The sequence below is a fragment of the Caballeronia sp. LZ019 genome (assembly GCF_031450825.1).
Classification (GTDB): Bacteria; Pseudomonadota; Gammaproteobacteria; order Burkholderiales; family Burkholderiaceae; genus Caballeronia.
On sequence record NZ_JARTVZ010000005.1, the window covers coordinates 2,105,140 to 2,123,536 of the forward strand.

The 18,397-nt window shown below is 65.5% G+C and carries 15 protein-coding genes; 4 read left to right on the forward strand and 11 right to left on the reverse strand.

Going from position 1 to position 18,397, the window contains the following annotated elements; all coding sequences use genetic code 11:
* Positions 1-9: 9 nt before the first annotated feature.
* From P9255_RS23310 to P9255_RS23325, 4 genes are all read right to left on the reverse strand, one after another.
* Positions 10-624: a riboflavin synthase gene (locus P9255_RS23310; RefSeq protein ID WP_309790488.1), complete on the reverse strand. Its 615-nt coding sequence runs from the start codon at positions 622-624 to the stop codon at positions 10-12.
* Positions 625-653: 29 nt separating this feature from the next.
* Positions 654-1,775, reverse strand: coding sequence for a bifunctional diaminohydroxyphosphoribosylaminopyrimidine deaminase/5-amino-6-(5-phosphoribosylamino)uracil reductase RibD (gene ribD, locus P9255_RS23315; RefSeq protein WP_309763011.1), 1,122 nt, complete (start codon positions 1,773-1,775; stop codon positions 654-656).
* Positions 1,776-1,798: 23 nt separating this feature from the next.
* Positions 1,799-3,082 carry a glutamate-1-semialdehyde 2,1-aminomutase gene (gene hemL, locus P9255_RS23320; RefSeq protein ID WP_309763010.1) on the reverse strand — a complete coding sequence of 428 codons (1,284 nt, stop codon included), beginning with the start codon at positions 3,080-3,082 and terminating at the stop codon, positions 1,799-1,801.
* 155 nt (positions 3,083-3,237) lie between these two features.
* Positions 3,238-3,702 carry a hypothetical protein gene (locus tag P9255_RS23325; RefSeq protein WP_309763009.1) on the reverse strand — a complete coding sequence of 155 codons (465 nt, stop codon included), beginning with the start codon at positions 3,700-3,702 and terminating at the stop codon, positions 3,238-3,240.
* Between the two features lie 112 nt (positions 3,703-3,814).
* Between P9255_RS23325 and P9255_RS23330 the strand changes: the two genes are divergently transcribed.
* Positions 3,815-5,026: a Bcr/CflA family multidrug efflux MFS transporter gene (locus P9255_RS23330; RefSeq protein WP_309763008.1), complete on the forward strand. Its 1,212-nt coding sequence runs from the start codon at positions 3,815-3,817 to the stop codon at positions 5,024-5,026.
* A gap of 530 nt (positions 5,027-5,556) precedes the next feature.
* On the opposite strand, the gene P9255_RS23335 is transcribed toward P9255_RS23330, so the two are convergent.
* The 6 genes from P9255_RS23335 to P9255_RS23360 all read right to left on the reverse strand — a co-directional run bounded on the left by P9255_RS23335 (position 5,557) and on the right by P9255_RS23360 (position 12,562).
* A complete protein-coding gene (locus P9255_RS23335; RefSeq protein WP_309763007.1) occupies positions 5,557-7,683 on the reverse strand; it encodes a prolyl oligopeptidase family serine peptidase in 2,127 nt (708 codons plus the stop codon).
* Positions 7,684-7,839: 156 nt separating this feature from the next.
* A complete protein-coding gene (locus P9255_RS23340) occupies positions 7,840-8,958 on the reverse strand; it encodes a sn-glycerol-3-phosphate ABC transporter ATP-binding protein UgpC (protein ID WP_309763006.1) in 1,119 nt (372 codons plus the stop codon).
* A 52-nt stretch (positions 8,959-9,010) separates the two neighbouring features.
* Complete coding sequence (locus P9255_RS23345) at positions 9,011-9,868, reverse strand: carbohydrate ABC transporter permease (RefSeq protein ID WP_309790489.1); 858 nt, start codon at positions 9,866-9,868, stop codon at positions 9,011-9,013.
* Entirely contained in the window at positions 9,858-10,799 is a 942-nt protein-coding gene (locus tag P9255_RS23350) for a sugar ABC transporter permease (protein WP_309763005.1), read from the reverse strand. The genes P9255_RS23345 and P9255_RS23350 overlap by 11 nt, the downstream gene beginning before the upstream one ends.
* A gap of 204 nt (positions 10,800-11,003) precedes the next feature.
* Entirely contained in the window at positions 11,004-12,257 is a 1,254-nt protein-coding gene (locus P9255_RS23355; protein ID WP_309763004.1) for an ABC transporter substrate-binding protein, read from the reverse strand.
* Positions 12,254-12,562, reverse strand: coding sequence for a hypothetical protein (locus tag P9255_RS23360; protein ID WP_309763003.1), 309 nt, complete (start codon positions 12,560-12,562; stop codon positions 12,254-12,256). The genes P9255_RS23355 and P9255_RS23360 overlap by 4 nt, the downstream gene beginning before the upstream one ends.
* 293 nt (positions 12,563-12,855) lie before the next feature.
* Between P9255_RS23360 and zwf the strand changes: the two genes are divergently transcribed.
* The 3 genes from zwf to P9255_RS23375 all read left to right on the forward strand — a co-directional run bounded on the left by zwf (position 12,856) and on the right by P9255_RS23375 (position 17,065).
* Complete coding sequence (gene zwf / locus P9255_RS23365; protein ID WP_309763002.1) at positions 12,856-14,316, forward strand: glucose-6-phosphate dehydrogenase; 1,461 nt, start codon at positions 12,856-12,858, stop codon at positions 14,314-14,316.
* A 129-nt stretch (positions 14,317-14,445) separates the two neighbouring features.
* The gene (gene pgl, locus P9255_RS23370) at positions 14,446-15,168 is read left to right on the forward strand and encodes a 6-phosphogluconolactonase (protein WP_309763001.1); all 723 of its coding nucleotides are present in this window, start codon (positions 14,446-14,448) and stop codon (positions 15,166-15,168) included.
* Positions 15,149-17,065 (forward strand): bifunctional transcriptional regulator/glucokinase, encoded by a 1,917-nt coding sequence (locus P9255_RS23375; protein WP_309763000.1) that lies wholly within the window; start codon positions 15,149-15,151, stop codon positions 17,063-17,065. Before pgl ends, P9255_RS23375 begins: the two co-directional genes overlap by 20 nt.
* A gap of 128 nt (positions 17,066-17,193) precedes the next feature.
* Here the strand turns inward: P9255_RS23375 and P9255_RS23380 are convergent, their stop codons facing one another.
* A complete protein-coding gene (locus P9255_RS23380; RefSeq protein ID WP_309762999.1) occupies positions 17,194-18,315 on the reverse strand; it encodes a porin in 1,122 nt (373 codons plus the stop codon).
* Between the last annotated feature and the right edge of the window lie 82 nt (positions 18,316-18,397).

Genomic DNA, 18,397 nt, shown 5'->3' on the forward strand with positions numbered 1-18,397 from the left:
ATCGCCGCGTCACGCTCCGCTCATCATCCGCTCGACATACCGCGCGATGAGATCGATTTCCAGATTGACCTTCGCTCCCGCGCGCAGCGCCTTCAGCGTCGTGACTTCCACGGTATGCGGGATGAGGTTGATCGAGAATTCGCAGCCGTCGGCCTGATCGCTGACCGAATTGACGGTGAGGCTGACGCCATTCACCGTCACCGAGCCCTTGTAGGCCAGATACTTGCCGATGTCCTTCGGCGCGACGATGCGCAATTCGTGCGATTCGCCCACACGCTCGAATCGCGATACCACGCCGAGCCCATCGACGTGACCGGAAACCAGATGCCCGCCGAGCCGGTCGTGCGCGCGCAGCGCCTTCTCGAGATTCACCTCCGCGCCGGTGTCCCCGAGGCCGACAGTCTTGCTGAGACTTTCACGCGACACGTTGACGTCGAACGAAGCCGGCGATTTCTCGATCACCGTCATGCACGCCCCTTGAATGGCGATGCTGTCGCCGAGTTCCACGTCCGAGAGATCCAGCCCGCCCGCTGCCACCGTCAGGCGGACGCCCGCCTCCGGCTGGGATCCGAGCGGCGTGACTTTCTCGATGCGGCCCACCGCCGTGACGATTCCTGTAAACATGAAATGTGCGTTCCTTTGTTCGGTGAAATTCAGCGCGTTTCGCTGGCGGCTTGCGCCCCGGCGAACCGCGCGAGAATGCGCAGATCGTCGCCGAGCCGGTCGATGCGATGAAACTTCAGATGCGGCCGCGCATCCAGCGTGGCGGGCGGCGCGAAATCGAACATGCCGGGCGCGTTGCCGAGCAGGCTCGGCGCGAGGTAAATCAGCAGTTCGTCGACGCAGCCTTCGCGCAGCAGCGAGCCGTTCAGCTTGTGCCCCGCTTCGACATGCAATTCGTTGATGCCGCGATCCGCGAGCGCGGTCAGCATCGCGGGGAGATCGACCTTGCCGTGTTCGTTCGACAGATCGACGAGCTGCGCGCCGCGCTCGCGCAGCGCATCGGCGCGGGCGGGGTCCGCATCGGCGGCATGGAAAATCCACGGCGGCGCGCCCTCGAGGATGCGCGCCTCGAGCGGCACGTCGAGCCGGCTATCGATCAATACGCGCTGCGGCTGGCGCGGCGTGTCGACCGCGCGCACGGTCAGTTGCGGATCGTCCTCGCGCACGGTGCCGATGCCGGTCAGGATTGCGCAGGCGCGAGCGCGCCAGGCGTGGCCATCCGCGCGTGCGTCGTCGCCCGTGATCCACTGGCTTTCGCCCGATGGCAAGCCGGTGCGCCCGTCGAGCGTTGCCGCGACCTTCATGCGCACCCACGGACGCCGCCGCGTCATCCGGGAGACGAAGCCGATGTTCATCTCGTGCGCCTCGCTGGCGAGCAGTCCGCAGCGCACGTCGATGCCCGCGTCGCGCAGCATCGCGAGGCCGCGTCCGGACACGGCCGGGTTCGGATCTTCCATCGCGGCGATCACTTTCTCGACGCGCGCGTCGATGAGCGCATGCGCGCACGGCGGCGTGCGGCCGAAATGACTGCAGGGTTCGAGCGTCACGTAGGCCGTCGCGCCGCGGGGGTCTTTGCCCCGCGAGCGGGCGTCCTTCAGCGCGCGCACTTCCGCGTGGTCCTGGCCGGCCGGCTGCGTGAAGCCCATGCCGATCACTTCGCCGTTCTTGACGAGCACGCAGCCGACGCGCGGATTCGGCGTCGTCGTGTACATGCCGCGGGAGGCGAGCGCGAGCGCGCGCTCCATGTAGGTGAAGTCGGATTGCGAGAACATCGCGTCGGTCCGTGGACGCGGGTTCAGGCCGCGACCGACGCAAAGGCGCCGCGCGCGGCGTCGATGGTCGCGTCGATCACCGCGTCGTCGTGGGCGCTCGACACGAAGCCCGCTTCGAATGCCGACGGCGCGAAGTACACGCCGGCATCGAGCATCGCGTGGAAGAACGCGTTGAAGCGCTTCGTGTCCCCGTCAGCGATTTCCGCGAAGCTGCCCGGCACCTTGTCCATGAAGTAGAGGCCGAACATGCCGCCGATAGAATCGGCCGAGAAGGGCACGTCCGCTTCACGCGCGGTTGCGGCGAGGCCATCGACGAGCTTGCGCGTCTGTTTTGCGAGGTCGTCGTAGAAGCCGGGGCGCTGGATCAGCTGCAGCGTCTTGAGGCCGGCCGCGACCGCGATCGGATTGCCCGACAGCGTGCCCGCCTGGTACACGCCGCCCAGCGGCGCGAGATGCGCCATGATGTCCCGCCGCCCGCCGAAGGCCGCCGCCGGCATGCCGCCGCCGATGACCTTGCCGAGGCACGTGAGGTCCGGCTTGATGCCGTAGACCTGCTGCGCGCCGCCGAGCGCGACGCGAAAGCCGCACATTACTTCGTCGAAGATCAGCACCGAGCCGTACTCGTTGCAGCGCTCACGCAGCGCGTTCAGGAATTCGGGCGTCGCGCGCACGAGGTTCATGTTGCCCGCCACCGGCTCGACGATGACCGACGCGATTTCCGCGCCGAACGCCGCGAATGCTTCGTTCAACTGCTCGACGTTGTTGTACTCGAGCACCGTCGTGTGCTTCGCGATGTCGGCGGGCACGCCGGCGGAGGTGGGATTGCCGAACGTGAGCAGGCCCGAGCCGGCTTTCACGAGCAGGCTGTCCGCGTGGCCGTGATAGCAGCCCTCGAACTTGATGATCCGGCTGCGGTTCGTGAAGCCGCGCGCGAGGCGCAGCGCGCTCATCGTCGCTTCGGTGCCGGACGAGACCATCCGCACCTGTTCGATCGACGGCACCAGCTTGCAGATTTCCTCCGCGATCTCGATTTCCGCCTCGGTCGGCGCGCCGAATGAGAAGCCGTCGGCGAGCACGCGCTGCACCGCATCGAGCACTTCGGGGTGAACGTGGCCGACGATCATCGGGCCCCACGAGCCGATGTAGTCGATATAGCGCTTGCCCTCGGCGTCCCAGAAATACGGCCCCTGCGCGCGCTCGATGAAGCGCGGCGTGCCGCCGACCGATCGAAACGCCCGCACCGGCGAGTTCACGCCGCCGGGAATGGTTCGCTGGGCGCGTTCGAAAAGAGCTTGGTTCCTGGACATGGATGAGGGCCTGCTGAAAGTGGATGCGAGCCGCGCGGGACGGGGCGTTCGCCCGTGGAAGATGCCTGGGCGTCCGGCGCGACGATTGTTGCCGAAATTGTACCGGACTCGTTGCAAGCGGGCGGGGCCGGGCGGGGTGGCGACCGGGTTACATGTCAACCCTCGGCCGGTCCGAAACGCCCGCGCCGCCCGGTGCGCGCGGTCCAGAGCTTTTCGAGCGCGCCTTCGGCCATCGGCTTGATGAGCGTGCCCGAGCTTTGAGCGTCCCACGTCTGCACGGAAATGGGATGCGCGCGCAGCTCGTCGCGCGTGACGACGACCTGCTCGCGCGCATCGACGAGCCAGTCGTACACGAAGTCGATGCACAGCCGATAGCCGCGCTTCGAGTGCACGTCGGGGACCTCGTAGGGCGCGCGCGTCACGTAGCCGGACGCGAAGACGCCCTTCGGCTCCTGCGCCACGCGATGCACGAACACGCGGTCGCCCGGCAGAAGGCCGCGCGCCGTGCCGCAGCCCCAGACATCGGCGACGGCTTCGCCTGCGGCCACGCGGCGCGCAAGGTCCGGCAACTCGGGCCACGGCCACTTGCGGGGGCTCCAGATGAGAAGGAAGGCGGTCATGCGCCGAGCTTAGCGCGAACGAGGAAAAAGAGGGTCGCGTACAATGGGCCGCTCGCCTTCAACGCTGAAAGCCGCGAAGCGCCCGGTCCCAAGCCCCTTTTCAGCGCATCCGATGTCAGACACCACCCGTCGCCGGCCCGATCGCCGGCTGATCCTGTTGCTCGGCGCGCTCGCAGCGTGCGGCCCGCTGTCCATCGACATGTACCTGCCGAGCCTGCCGTCGCTCGCCGCCGCGTTCGGCACGAGCCCGGCCGCCGCGCAAAGCACGCTGACGAGCTTCATGTTCGGCTTCTCGTTCGGCATGCTGCTCTATGGCCCGCTTTCCGATACCTATGGCCGCCGACCGGTCCTGCTCGGCGGCATCGCGCTCTACGCGCTGGCGAGCGTCGGTTGCGCGGCGGCCTTTTCGATCGACGCGCTCGTCTTCGTGCGCTTCCTGCAGGCGCTCGGCGCGGGCGCGGCGTCGGTGCTGGCGCGCGCGATCGCCCGCGACGCCCATGCGCCGACCGACGCCGCCCGCGTGCTGTCGATGCTGTCCATCGTCACGTCGATCGGCCCGCTGCTCGCGCCGCTCATCGGCGGTCAATTGCTGTTGCTGGGCGGCTGGCGTGTGGTGTTCGTCGCGCTGACGCTTTTCGGCGCGGTCTGCGCCGTGACCGCGTTCTTGCGCGTGCCCGAAACGTGGCCGAAGGAGAAGCGCGCGGGCGCGGCGCTCGGCAAGTCGTTCGCCGCGTACGGACATCTTCTGACCGATCCGGTCACCTGGGGCCACGTGCTGTGCGGCGGCATGGCGTTCGCGTCGATGTTCGCGTATATCACCGCGACGCCGTTCGTCTATATCGATTACTTCCATGTCAAGCCGCAGCATTATGGGCTGCTGTTCGGGCTGAACATCGTCGGCATCATCGGCGGCAATGTGCTGAATACGAAGCTCGTCGGGCGCGTGGGCGCAATCCGGATGATTTCGGGCGCGGCGATCGTCAGCGTCGCGGCGGCGCTCGTGGTGGCGCTCGTCGCGCTGACGGGATGGGGCGGCCTGTGGTCGATCGTCGCGAGCCTGTTTTTCGTCGTCGGCGTGGTGGGCCTGCTGTCGGCGAACTGCACGACCGAACTCATGCATCGCTATCCGCGCAACGCGGGTGCGGCGGCAGCCGTCTTCGGCGCGATGCAGCTCGCGCTCGGCGCGCTGGCGAGCCTCGCGGTCGGTCTCTTCCACGATGTGTCGCCGCACGGCATGGGCATCGTGATCGGCGTATGCGGCGTGCTCACGTTCGCCGGGCGCACGCTCGTAATGCGTTCGCACGCCGCGCCGGCCCGCGTCTGAGACGAAGCGCTGCGCCCGCGCGGGCGAAAAAAAACCTCGCGCAATGGCGAGGTCGAATAGGTCAAAGGTGATGCTTTCGGTCAATGTTCAGTCCATGCCTGGGTCAAAGGTGTCCTGAGTCGAGCCGTTTCCTGGCGAGCATTCTTCCGGGTCAGAGATGAATGCGCGTCGATCTGCTTCGTGGCAAATATTCGTCCGGGTCAAAGGTGAATACTCGTCGATGCGGTTTCAGCGATAGGCGTCTGCTCCTGGTTCGGGTCGGTACTTGCTGGGTCAGAAGGTTTCCCGATCGGTTTGCTTGGGTCGAACACGTCACTACTTCATCACTCCCGGCTGAACGAACCGGTGCTGTCCACGTACCGGTTCTTCACTGGCTCGCCGCTTTGTCCGGAAGAAGCATCGCCGATGCAGCAGGGAGTGAATGAACTATAGGCCCGCTGTGCGCCCGACCATATCGAACGAATTCGAATCGTAAGGATTCGATGCATATTCGGCCAAGCGATTGTTTTGACTGACAAAAATCAACTACTTCATCGCGGCAGCGGCCCCAGCGCCGACGCCAGAAATGCGAACGCCGCCGCCTCGGCCTGCGCGACCGCTTCCGGCTCGACGCCCGCGCCGTGTCCGCCGTCGCCCGTCTCCTGATACCAGAGGCGCTCGTGACCCTGCGCCTGCATCTTCGCCGCCATCTTGCGCGCGTGGCCGGGATGCACGCGGTCATCGCTTCTCGACGACGTGAAGAGCGCCGGCGGATACGCCGCATCGTCGCGGACGTTCTGGTACGGCGAATACGCGACGAGATGACGGAGGTCGGCGGCATCGTCGGGATCGCCGTATTCGTCGATCCACGATGCGCCCTGCAGCAGCATGTGAAAGCGCGCCATATCGAGCAGCGGGACTTCGGAAAGCACCGCGCCGAAGCAGTCCGGCCGCTGCACCAGACAGACGCCGGTCAGCAGCCCGCCGTTGCTCGCGCCGCGTATGCCGAGCTGCTTCGCGGTCGTGACGCCGCTATCGACGAGCGCCTCCGCCACCGCGATGAAATCGTCGAAGGACACTTGCCGGTTTTCGCGCAGCGCAGCCTGATGCCATTGCGGCCCGAACTCGCCGCCGCCGCGAATGTTCGCCACCGCGTAGAGGCCGCCGCGTTCCAGCCACGCGATGCCGGTTGTCGCGTCGTAGCTCGGATCGAGCGCGACTTCGAAGCCGCCGTAGCCATAGAGCAGGCAGGGGCGCGGTTGCGATGCCCGTCCAGCGTCGACGTCGCGGCCGATCAGCCAGTACGGAATGCGCTCGCCGTCGGGCGCGATCGCGTGACGGCGCACGGCCGACAGCCCCGTCGCGTCGAATTGCGCGGGCAGGCGCGCGAGCAGCGTCCAAGGCGCGTCGGTGGCGAGATCGGCGTGATGGAGCGACGGCGGCGTCAGGAAGTGCTCGACGTGGATCAGCACCGTGTCGTCGCGTTCGCTATCGATCGAATCGACATAGGACTGGCTCGCGTCCGGCAACGCGAATTCGCGCGATTCCCATGCGGCGCCGGAGCCGGCATCGGCGGGCGGGCGCCACAGCGTGACGCGCGGGGCGCCGTCGTCCATCTGGGAGGCGATCAGCCAGTGCTTCGTGAAGTCGATGCCCGCGAGCACGCGCCGCGCGCCCGGCACGAAAAGCGCGGTGAACTCGCGCGCACCGTCGAGAAACGCATCGCGCCGGATGACGAGCAGCGAGCCCGCCGCGTGCCGCCGCCCGCCCGTCGTCCACGCCTTGCGCGGCGTGACGAAAAGCCAGCCCTCCCAATGCTCGATCTCCGCGTGCGCCGGGAGGTCGTACTGACGCCATTCATTTGCGCTCTCGTCGAGCCAGTAGTGCAGCGTGTCCCAGAACGTGACCGCGCGCGAAGCGAGATGCAGCTTCTCGAGCGGATCGTAGTCCGCGCCCGCCGATACGTCGCGCCGCTTGCCTTCGAACACGACCGGCGCATCGGCGAGCGGCGTGCCGCGCTTCCAGCGCCGCGCCTGACGCGGAAAGCCGGACGTCGTCAGCGCGGGACGCGCGTTGGTCCGGCTGTCGTCCCAGCCGACGTAGACGGTATCGCGATCGATCCACGAGACATCGTGCTTGCCCACATCCGGTAGGACGAAGCCATCGTCGACGAAGCGGCGCGTCGCAATGTCGAATTCCCGCACGATGCACGCGTCCGAGCCGCCCGGCGACAAACTCACGAGGGCGCGGTCGTAGGACGGATAGAGCATGTCGAAGTCGGCGAGCGCCCAGCGGGTGTCGGCGTCCGCGTCCGAGTTGAGATCGAGCGCGTCGACATCCAGCACGATGTCCCAGTCGGGCGTCCCGGCGAGCCACGCGCTCCACGGCGTGCGGCGCACGATGCCGAGCGGATGCGCGTCGTCCTGCCACGTGTTGTAGGCCCAGTCGCCGTAGCGCGAGCAGGTCACGATCCGATCCTGCGACGTGTACGCCGCTTCGAGCCGCGCGGCGAGGGCGCGCGCTTCGGGCGTGTCGCCGAACGCGGCTTCGGTGCGGCGGTTCTGGGCGTCGATCCAGTCCTGGACGGCAGGATCGTCGAGGGATTCGAGGCCGATGAACGGATCGGGGCCGTCGGAAGGCGGCCAGGCGGGAGCGGGATGCGTCGGAAGCTGGGTCATGAACGATGGCTGCGCGGGGAGCTTCATACGAGTGTCGAAGCGGTGATTGTGCCGCACGGCACGCAAAGCCGATGCAAAGCCGATGCAGAGCCGACGCGCAAAGAAAAAGCCGCGCGTTGAGCGCGGCTTCGGAAGCGGTGCAGCCGGAGCGAACGCTCAGGCGAGACGCTCTTCCGTTTGCGGATCGAACAGCACGGCCTTCGATACGTCGAAAAGCAGCGTCATGTTCGACATCGGCTGCGGATTCGACGCCGGGTGCACGCGCGACACGATGCGCTTGCCGTTCACCTGCGCGAACACGAGGGTGTCGGGGCCGGTCGGCTCGATGACGTCTACGCGCACGTCGATCGGCTGCAGGCTCGCGTCCGATACGTCGTGGGCGCTGCGCGCATCGGTGATACGTTCCGGACGCAGGCCGAGCACCACGTCCTGGCCGACCTTGCCGCGCAGACCGGAGGCATCGAACGGCAGGTTCAGCACTTGCCGGGTGACGCCCGTATCGATCTGCAGGCCGACGCCCGCGCCCGACTCGACCAGCTTGCCGGTGATGAAGTTCATCGGCGGCGCGCCGATGAAGCCCGCGACGAACAGGTTCGACGGCGAATCGTAGATTTCCTGCGGCGCGCCGAACTGCTGCACGACGCCGTCCTTCATCACCGCGATGCGGTCGCCGAGCGTCATCGCCTCGATCTGATCGTGCGTCACGTACACGATGGTCGTGCCGAGACGCTGATGCAGCAGCTTGATTTCCGAACGCATCTCGATGCGCAGCTTCGCGTCGAGGTTCGAGAGCGGCTCATCGAACAGGAACATGACGGGGTCGCGGGCGAGCGCGCGGCCCATCGCGACGCGCTGACGCTGGCCGCCCGACAACTGGCCGGGCTTCCGGTCGAGCAGATGGCCGATCTGCAGCGTCTCCGACACGCGGTCGACGATCTTCTTCTGCTCGTCCTTCGGCACCTTGCGGATGTTGAGGCCGAACGAGATGTTGTCGCGCACGCTCATGGAAGGGTAGAGCGCGTACGACTGGAACACCATCGCGATGTCGCGGTCCTTCGGCGAGAGATCGTTGACCGTCTTGCCGTCGATCATGATCGCGCCCTTGGTCACGGTCTCCAGGCCGGCGATCATGTTGAGCAGCGTGGACTTGCCGCAGCCCGAGCCGCCGACGAGGATCAGAAACTGACCGTCCTCGATGTCGATGTTGACGCCCTTGAGAACCGGCACCCCGTTCGGGTAGGTCTTGTACACGTCACGGATGGAAAGGCTTGCCATGCTTGAATCCTCTATGTTGTCTGTTCAGCAGGGGACGCGCGCCGCTGCGCGCTCAACCCTTCACCGCGCCCGCCGTCAGGCCGCGCACGAAATAACGCCCCGCGATCATGTAGACGAGAATCGTCGGCAATGCCGCGATGATCGCGCCCGCCATGTTGACGTTGTATTCCTTGACCCCCGTCGACGTATTGACGAGGTTGTTCAGCGCGACCGTGATCGGCATCGAATCGACGCCCGAGAACACGATGCCGAACAGGAAGTCGTTCCAGATCTGCGTGAACTGCCAGATGAGGCAAACCATGAAGATGGGCAGCGAGACGGGCAGCAGAATCTTCGTGAAGATGGTGAAGAATCCCGCGCCGTCGATGCGCGCCGCCTTCACGAGCTCCGCCGGAATGCTCACGTAGAAATTGCGGAAGAACATTGTCGTGAACGCAATGCCGTAGATCACGTGCACCAGCACGAGGCCGCTCGTCGTGTTCGACAGGCCGAGGAAACCCTGCAGGCGCGCCATCGGCAGCAAAATGGCCTGAAACGGGATGAAGCAGCCGACGAGCAGCATCGTGAAGAACGCATCCGCGCCGCGGAAGCGCCAGTGCGTGAGCACGTAGCCGTTGAACGCGCCGACGATCGACGAGATCAGCACGGCCGGAATCACCATGCGCACGGAGTTCATGAAGAACGGCTGCATGCCGTCGCAACGCACGCCGGTACAGGCTTCCTGCCACGCCTTCACCCACGGCGCGAACGTGAAGTGCGTAGGCGGCGTGAGCAGGTTGCCCGTGCGAAGCTGGTCGAGGTCCTTGAACGACGTGGACAGCATCACGTAGATCGGGAACAGGAAGTAAAGCGCGAACAATATGAGCACCGCGTAAATGACGGCGCGGCTGATCGTCATCTTAGGCTGCATTGCGGGTGCTCCTCGATTCGAGATACATCAGCGGCACGAGCACCGCGACGACGGTGGCGAGCATCATCATCGACGAAGCGGCGCCCACGCCCAGTTGTCCCCGGTTGAACGAGAACGTGTACATGAAGATGGCCGGCAGCGACGACGAGGTGCCCGGCCCGCCCGCCGTCAGCGCGACGACGAGGTCGAAGGTCTTGATCGTGATGTGGCAGAGAATCAGCAGCACGGAGAAGAACACCGGGCGCATGCTCGGAATCACGATCTTGCGATAGATGGTCGGCAGCGTCGCGCCGTCCACTTGCGCCGCCTTGAAGATTTCGCTGTCGACGCCGCGCAGGCCCGCGAGAAAGAGCGCCATCACGAAGCCGCTCGATTGCCAGACCGCCGCGATCACAACGCAGAAGATGGCCTTGTCCGGATCGTTGAGCCAGTTGAACGAGAAGCTCGTCCAGCCCCAGTCGTGGAACACCTTCTCGATGCCGAGACCGGGGTTCAGAATCCATTGCCACGCGGTGCCGGTCACGATGAACGACAGGGCCATCGGATAGAGAAAGATTGCGCGCAATGCGCCTTCGTTGCGGATTTTCTGATCGAGCAGGATTGCGAGAAACAGGCCGAGGCCCACGCAGAGACCGATGAACGGAATGCCGAACCAGCCGAGGTTGGCGGCCGAGGTCCACCAGACGTCGTTGTCGAAGAGTTGCCGATAACGGTCGAATCCCGAGAACTCGTAGCGTGGCATCAGGCGCGAGTTCGTCAGCGACAGATAGCCCGTGATGAGAATGAACCCGTACACGAACACGAGCGCGATCAGGATGCTGGGAGCGAGCACCAGCTTGGGAATCCAGCGATCGGCGAGCGCCGCCGTGGGCGAGGCGCGGCGAGGCTGGTGCGGAGTCTTTTCCGCGGTACCGCTGAGGGAGGCAGTCACAACTCGACTCCTGGAAGATGCGCCGGCGCTTGGGGTATGCGCTCTTGCGCGCTGATGAACACGGACTCGCGCGCTTGTGGCGGCAGGTGGTGCTTTCCGATTGGGCTGGCTTGGAGCGCCAGGGGCGCTCGATGCGACGGTTCGCCGGTCAGGCGGCGCGCAGCGATGATCCGCTGCGCGCCGCCCGTCCTTCAGGCTGCGTGCTTACTTCGTCTTGGCGGCGTTCGCGAGCGCAGCGACGGCGCTCTTGGAATCCTGCGACGAATTCATGAACTTCGTTACGACGTCGGTCATTGCGCCAGCGGTTGCGTCGCCCTGAGCCATGCCGTGAGCGAGCGACGGAACGTAGCCGCCCGATTTGATCGCCGTCTGTTCATCAGCGTAGGACTTCTTCGCGCAGTCGTCGAATTTGTCCATCTTCACGCCGAGGCGAACCGGGATCGAGCCTTTGTTCAGGCTGAACTGCTCCTGGAATTCCGGCGACATGATGGTCTTGGCGAGCGCGAGCTGGCCCGGCGTGGCGTTCTTCTGGCCCTTCTGCTGGAAGAACACGAACGAGTCCACGTTGAACGTGTACGACTTCTCCGTGCCCGGCACCGCGGCGCAGATGTAGTCCGTGCCGGCCTTCTTGTTTGCGCCGGCGAATTCGCCCTTCGCCCAGTCGCCCATGAACTGCATGCCGGCCTTGCCGTTGATGACCATGGCCGTTGCGAGGTTCCAGTCACGGCCCGTGCGGCCGTTGTCGAAGTAGCCCTGAATCTTGCGGACCGTGTCGAACACCTGGACCATCTTTTCCGAGGTCAGCGTCTTCTGGTCGAGATCGACGATCGCCTTCTTGTAGAAGTCCGCGCCTTCCGACAGCACGACGTCTTCCCACAGCGTCAGGTCTTGCCACGGCTGGCCGCCCATCGCGACCGGCTGAATGCCCGCGGCCTTCATCTTGTCGGCCACCTGGAAGAACTCGGCCCAGGTCGTCGGGACCTTGCCGCCCGCCTTGTCGAGCGCGGCCTTGTTGATGTACAGCCAGTTCACGCGATGCACCGAGAACGGCGCCGCGACGTAGTGGCCGTCCGCGTGGATGATCTTGTCGATTTCGGGCGGCAGGTTCTTCTTCCAGTCGCCGGCGACGGAATCGATCGGCACGAGCACGCCTTGCTCCGACCATTCCTGGATCAGCGGACCCTTGATCTGCGCCGCCGACGGCGCATTGCCCGAGATGACCTGCGTCTTCAGCGCGGTCATCGCGGCAGCGCCTGCGCCGCCCGCGACGGCGAAGTCCTTCCAGGTGTAACCCTGCTTGGTCATGTCGTCCTTGAGCACGCCGACCGCCTTCGATTCGCCGCCCGACGTCCACCAGTGCAGCACGGACACGGCTTCGGCAGCCTGCACCGCCGACGCCGTCGCGCCGCACAGAAGACCTGCGGCGCACAGCGCGCCCATGAGCTTACGGACTTTCATTGTTTATCTCCTCCAGACACCTGAACAAAAAAACGATTGGCCCCTGATGTCGCCAGAAGCGTTGAAAAAGAAGGTGCAACGGGTGCAGCGGTGGCCGGGGAATCGGCGGTGTCGGCGGGAAAGCGTGCGGCGCGCGTCGTGATTCGCGCACGCGCGTGCAGGGCCGGCAGACCGATGATCGGCCGCACGGCGCTCAAGGAATGAGTGAGTTGGATCGCAACGACTGTCTCCTCTCGACCGAAGCGGGCGGTTGTGCGCCTGTTCCGGTCCCATGCAAAGTAATTGCTTTTGATTTTTGCCGGCACGCACCGCCGCGATACGTTGCGGGCGAAGGCGTGCAGGCGCGAGGCCCGTTCGCATGCAAAGCCCGAAGGTGCTTGAAAGCAACGATGTCCGGACTCCGTTAACATGCGTTCAGAACAATGGCCCTAGGGAAAACACGCAGCTTCTGATTGACAAGCCATTTTTTTCCCAGATCACATTTCCTCTTGATTTGGATTGTAGTTAAACTACAATTCAGTGTCAAAAAAAATTTTGTCGAACTACGCTAGCTCTTTGTTCGACGTCCCACCGACTTCACAAAGCGGCCCTCAGACCCATGCAAACCGACTCGAATTTCATCTTCGTGCTGTTCGGCGGGACCGGCGACCTGTCGATGCGCAAGATTCTTCCCGCGCTGTTCGAGGCGCATCGCGCGGGCATGCTCGCGCCGTCGGGCAAGATCGTCGCGGTCGCGCGCGGCGAACAGGCGCCGGGCGAATATCTCGCGTGGGTCGAAGAGCACGTGAAGCCGCACGTCTCGAAGAAGGGCGTTGACGAATCGGCGTGGCGGAGCTTTCTCGAGCGCATTCAGTACGTGCAGCTCGATCTCGGCCGGGCGGAAGACTTCGTCGTGCTGCGCGACGCACTGGCGCGGCATGACGGCACGCGCGTCTTCTACCTGGCGACCGGGCCGTCGCTGTTCGTGCCTATTTGCCGGGCGCTCGCGCAAGTGGGGCTGAACGAGAATGCGCGCATCGTGCTCGAAAAGCCGCTCGGCTATGACCTGGAATCGTCGAACGCAATCAACGACGCTGTCGGCGAGATCTTCCAGGAAGAGCAGATTTATCGAATCGACCATTACCTCGGCAAGGAGCCGGTGCAGAACCTGCTCGCGCTGCGCTTCGGCAATGCGCTCTTCGAGCCGCTATGGCGGCGGGAATGGGTCGAGAGCATCCAGATCACGATCGCCGAGGAACTCGGCGTCGAAGCGCGCGGCGACTTCTACGACAACACCGGCGCGCTGCGCGACATGGTGCAGAACCACTTGCTGCAACTGCTTTCCATCGTGACGATGGAGCCGCCGCACTCGATGGACTCCGACTCCGTGCGCGACGAAAAGCTGCGCGTGCTGCGCGCGCTGAAGCCCATCGACGAGCGCGATATCAGCCGTGTCGCGGTGCGCGGTCAGTACCATGCGGGCGTGATTCGCGGCGCATCGGTGCCTGCGTATGCGACCGAACCGGGAGTGCGTCCCGACAGCAATACCGAAACCTTCGTTGCGCTGAAGGTCGAAATCGAAAACTGGCGATGGGCCGGCGTGCCGTTTTTCCTGCGTACCGGCAAGCGGCTGGCGGACCGGGTCGCGGAAATCGTCGTCAATTTCAGGCCGGTGCCGCACTCGGCGCTCGGGGCAAACGCGTTGCGCGCAGGCGCGAACCGGCTCGTGATCCGCCTGCAGCCGAACGAGACCATTCGCCTCTACTGCCTCGCCAAGCAGCCCGGCGAGGGCATGAATCTGGCAAGCGTCCATCTGGATCTCGCGTTCGACCAGTTTTTCAAGGAAGGGCAAATGGAGGCGTATCAGCGGCTTTTGCTGGACGTGATCCGCGGCCGCCTCGCGCTTTTCGTGCGGCGCGACGAGCAGGACGCCGCGTGGCGCTGGGTCGAACCGATCCTGAACGCATGGTCCACGTCGATGAACAAGCCGAAGCCGTATGCGGCGGGCACGTGGGGGCCGGCGGCGTCGAGCGCGATGCTCGCGCAGCACGGCACGTGCTGGCTGGAAGAAGAGAACTAAAGGCGTCGCGCCGACGGTTCCCTGAAGAGGCACGCGGCGCGAACGTCAGCACCCACACCGCTTCGCGGACCGTTCGCGGCTTCGCGGCAAAAGCGGGTCGATAAACCAGACAAGCAGGATGGAGGAGCAGTGATCGAGCTTCGCACTTTCGACGACCCGCGCGCCCACTCGGACGCGCTGGCGAAAGCCGTCAGCGATGCGCTTGCCGCGTCGCTCGCGGCACGAGGCGCCGCATCGGCCGATGCCAGCGCGCAGCCCACGGGACAGTCCGCGCACGCCACGCTTGCGGTATCGGGCGGCACGAGTCCGCGTCCGTTCTTGCAGACGCTGTCGCAAGAGCCGCTCGACTGGGCGCACATCGACGTCACGCTCGTTGACGATCGCTGGGTGCCCGAATCCGATTCGGCCAGCAACGCGCAGCTCGTGCGCGGCACGCTGCTGCAGAACGCGGGCGCGGCGGCATCCTTTCTGCCGCTCGTCGATACCTCGGCGTCGCTTGCGGCGCACGTCGCGGCACTGAACGCCGATGCGCGCCGCCGCCTGCCCGATGTCGCCGTGCTGGGCATGGGCGAAGACGGACATACGGCATCCATCTTCGCGGACGCGCCCGAGTGGGATCTCGCGATTTCCACGCCCGAGCGCTTCGTCGCCGTGCATCCGGGCAGCGCGCCGCATGCGCGCGTGAGCCTGTCGATGTCCGCGCTCAAGGGAATCAGCCAGCTTTTTCTCTTCATCTCCGGCCAGAAGAAGCTCGACGTACTCAATGCGGCGCTCGCCGCCCGCCAAAAGAACGCCATCTCGACGCTGGCCAACGATGAAGGAGTGAAGCTCGATGTCTACTGGTGTGCATAAGGTCGCGCAGGCCGCGAGCCACGCCGATGGACCGAGGCTGCTCGCCGATATCGGCGGCACGAACGCGCGCTTCGCGCTGGAGACGGCGCCCGGCGAGATCGGGCAAATCCGCGTTTATCCGGGCGCCGATTACCCCGGCATCGCGGAAGTGATGCAGCAGTATCTGAAGGACACGAAGGTCGGCCGCGTCAATCACGCGGCGATCGCGATCGCCAATCCGGTGGATGGCGATCACGTGAAAATGACCAATCACGACTGGAGCTTCTCGATCGAAGCGACGCGCCGCGCGTTGGGCTTCGATACGCTGCTCGTTGTCAACGACTTCACCGCGCTGGCGATGGCGCTGCCCGGCCTCACCGATGCGCAGCGTGTCCAGATCGGCGGCGGCGCGCGACGGCAGAACAGCGTGATCGGCTTGCTCGGTCCCGGCACCGGTCTGGGCGTCTCGGGCCTGATTCCCGCCGACGACCGCTGGATCGCGCTCGGCAGCGAAGGCGGTCACGCCACGTTCTCGCCGTTCGACGAAAACGAAGACCTGGTCATGCGCTATGCGCGCCGCAAGTGGCCGCACGTGTCGTTCGAACGCGTGTGCGCGGGGCCCGGCCTGGAATTGATCTATCGCGCGTTCGCGGAGCGTGACGGCGTGGCGGTCGCGGACGATTTCAGCAGCGCCGACGTCACCCGTCGCGCCCACGACGGCGAGCCGCTCGCGCTGCAGGCGGTGAACTGCTTCTGCGGCATCCTCGGCACGTTCTCGGGCAACATCGCGGTGACGCTGGGCGCGCTGGGCGGCATCTATATCGGCGGCGGGGTGGTGCTGAAACTCGGCGAGCTCTTTCACGCGTCGCCTTTTCGCGAGCGATTCGAGGCGAAAGGCCGCTTTCAGCAGTACCTGTCCGGCATTCCGACCTACGTCATCACCGCTGAGTATCCGGCCTTTCTGGGTGTGTCCGCCATCCTCGCGGAACAACTGTCGAATCGCGCGAATAGCGGTTCGTCGGCGGTGTTCGAGCGCATCCGCCAGATGCGCGACGCACTCACGCCCGCCGAGCGGCGCGTGGCGGACCTCGCGCTGAATCATCCGCGCTCGATCATCAACGATCCGATCATCGACATCGCGCGCAAGGCCGACGTGAGCCAGCCGACCGTCATCCGCTTCTGCCGCTCGCTCGGCTGCCAGGGCCTGTCCGACTTCAAGCTCAAGCTCGCGACAGGCCTGACGGGCACGATTCCCGTCAGCCACAGCCAGGTCCATCTCGGCGACACGGCCACGGATTTCGGCGCGAAGGTGCTCGACAACACCGTGTCCGCCATCCTGCAACTGCGCGAGCATCTGAACTTCGAGAACGTCGAGCGCGCGATCGACATTCTGAACGGCGCGCGTCGCATCGAGTTCTATGGGCTCGGCAATTCGAACATCGTCGCGCAGGACGCGCATTACAAGTTCTTCCGCTTCGGCATCCCGACGATCGCTTACGGCGATCTCTACATGCAGGCGGCGTCGGCGGCGCTGCTCGGCAAGGGCGATGTCATCGTCGCCGTCTCGAAGTCGGGCCGCGCGCCGGAACTGCTGCGCGTGCTGGAAGTGGCGATGCAGCAGGGCGCGACCGTGATCGCGATCACATCGAGCAACACGCCGCTCGCCAAGCGCGCGACCGTGGCGCTGGAAACCGATCACATCGAGATTCGCGAATCGCAACTATCGATGATCTCGCGCATCCTGCACCTCGTCATCATCGACATCCTCGCGGTCGGCGTGGCGATCCGCCGTGCCGCGCCGAAGCCGGGCGCGAAGCTGAGCGAGACGGTCGCGAAGGCGCGTCATTCGAGCGACGATGACGCGGCCGCCGTGCTCGACTGGCTGAGCCACGGGGCATCGGGCGTCGCGAGGGATTAGCGTCGGTTGAGCCGCACGCAATGAAGGGGGCCGCCGATGTGAATCGGCGGCCCCTTTTACGTCTGCGCGCTTGCTGAGAGACAGTACGGCATCCGAAAGACGCCGCACCGTCACGCCGCAATCGCCGCTCAGAACGAGTGCTGGATGCCCGCGTACACGCCCGTCTGGCTGCGGCCAGGATAGGGATTGTCCGTCGACGGACCCGTGCCGACGCCGTTGGCGTTCAGGCCGTAGTTCGCGGTCTTGCTGTTCTGCACCGTCGCGATCTGCAGGTCGAACAGCGTGCGCTTCGACAGGTTGTACGAGCCGCCGAGCGTGTACATCGTCGCGTTGCCGGCGCCGTTGTTGCCGTTCACGTGGTAGACCGCGGCCGTGAGCGCCGCCGCCGGCGTCGCTTGCCACGTCACGCCGCCCCATTCGTGGTCGAGCGTGGTCGGCTGGCCGGGCAACTGGCCCGTCATGCCGGAAGAACGGATTGCCTGATAGCCCGCTTGCAGCTTGAACTGGCCGAGGAAGACGTTGGCCATCGCCGAGTACTCGCGGGAGTAGTCGTAGACACCGTTGTTGCCGTTGTAATTGCCGCCGAGCGTGCCGTTGCCCGGATTGCGGATTTCATCGTACATGCCGCGAATCTGGAAGTAGGGCGACGTGTACGTGATGTACGCGCCGGCCTCGCGGCCCTGCGGCGTCGTGCCGTTGCCGTTCCAGTTCGTCGCGTTCGACAGCGCGTACTGGCCGTAGAAGTCGAAGCCCGCGAACTTCGGCGACTGATACGAGATGTTGTTGCTCGATTGCGGCCAGTTGCGGCCACGCACCAGCGATGCCGACGACCACGCCGACTGGCCGAACGGATCGAAGTCCCATACGCCGTTCGATACGAACAGTTCGCGGCCGAGCAGCACCGTGCCCAAGCGGTCGCTGGCGATACCGACCGTCGCCCAGCGATTGAAGATGCGGTTGTCGGCCGGGCCCTGGCCGTTCATCGAATTGAAGCTGCCTTCGAGCTGGAACACGGCGCGATAGCCGCCGCCCAGGTCTTCAGCGCCTTTCAGGCCCCACAGGTTCGTGCCCCAGTCGCCGCTTTCCGCGCGGATGCGGCTCGCGGTGGCGTTCGCCGGATTGCCGGTCGGCACGCCGTTCATGTACTCGAGACCCGCATCCAGGCGGCCATACAGCGTCACGCTGCTTTGGGCATGCGCCGCGGCGCCGAACGTCAACAGCGCTGCCGCTGCAAGCAAAGCCTTCTTCATATCTCCTCCAACTCCGTCAAAGTGAACTCACCACTGCTGCGGTTCGATGCGGGGTGCATCGACCGGAACGCGTTCGACGGGA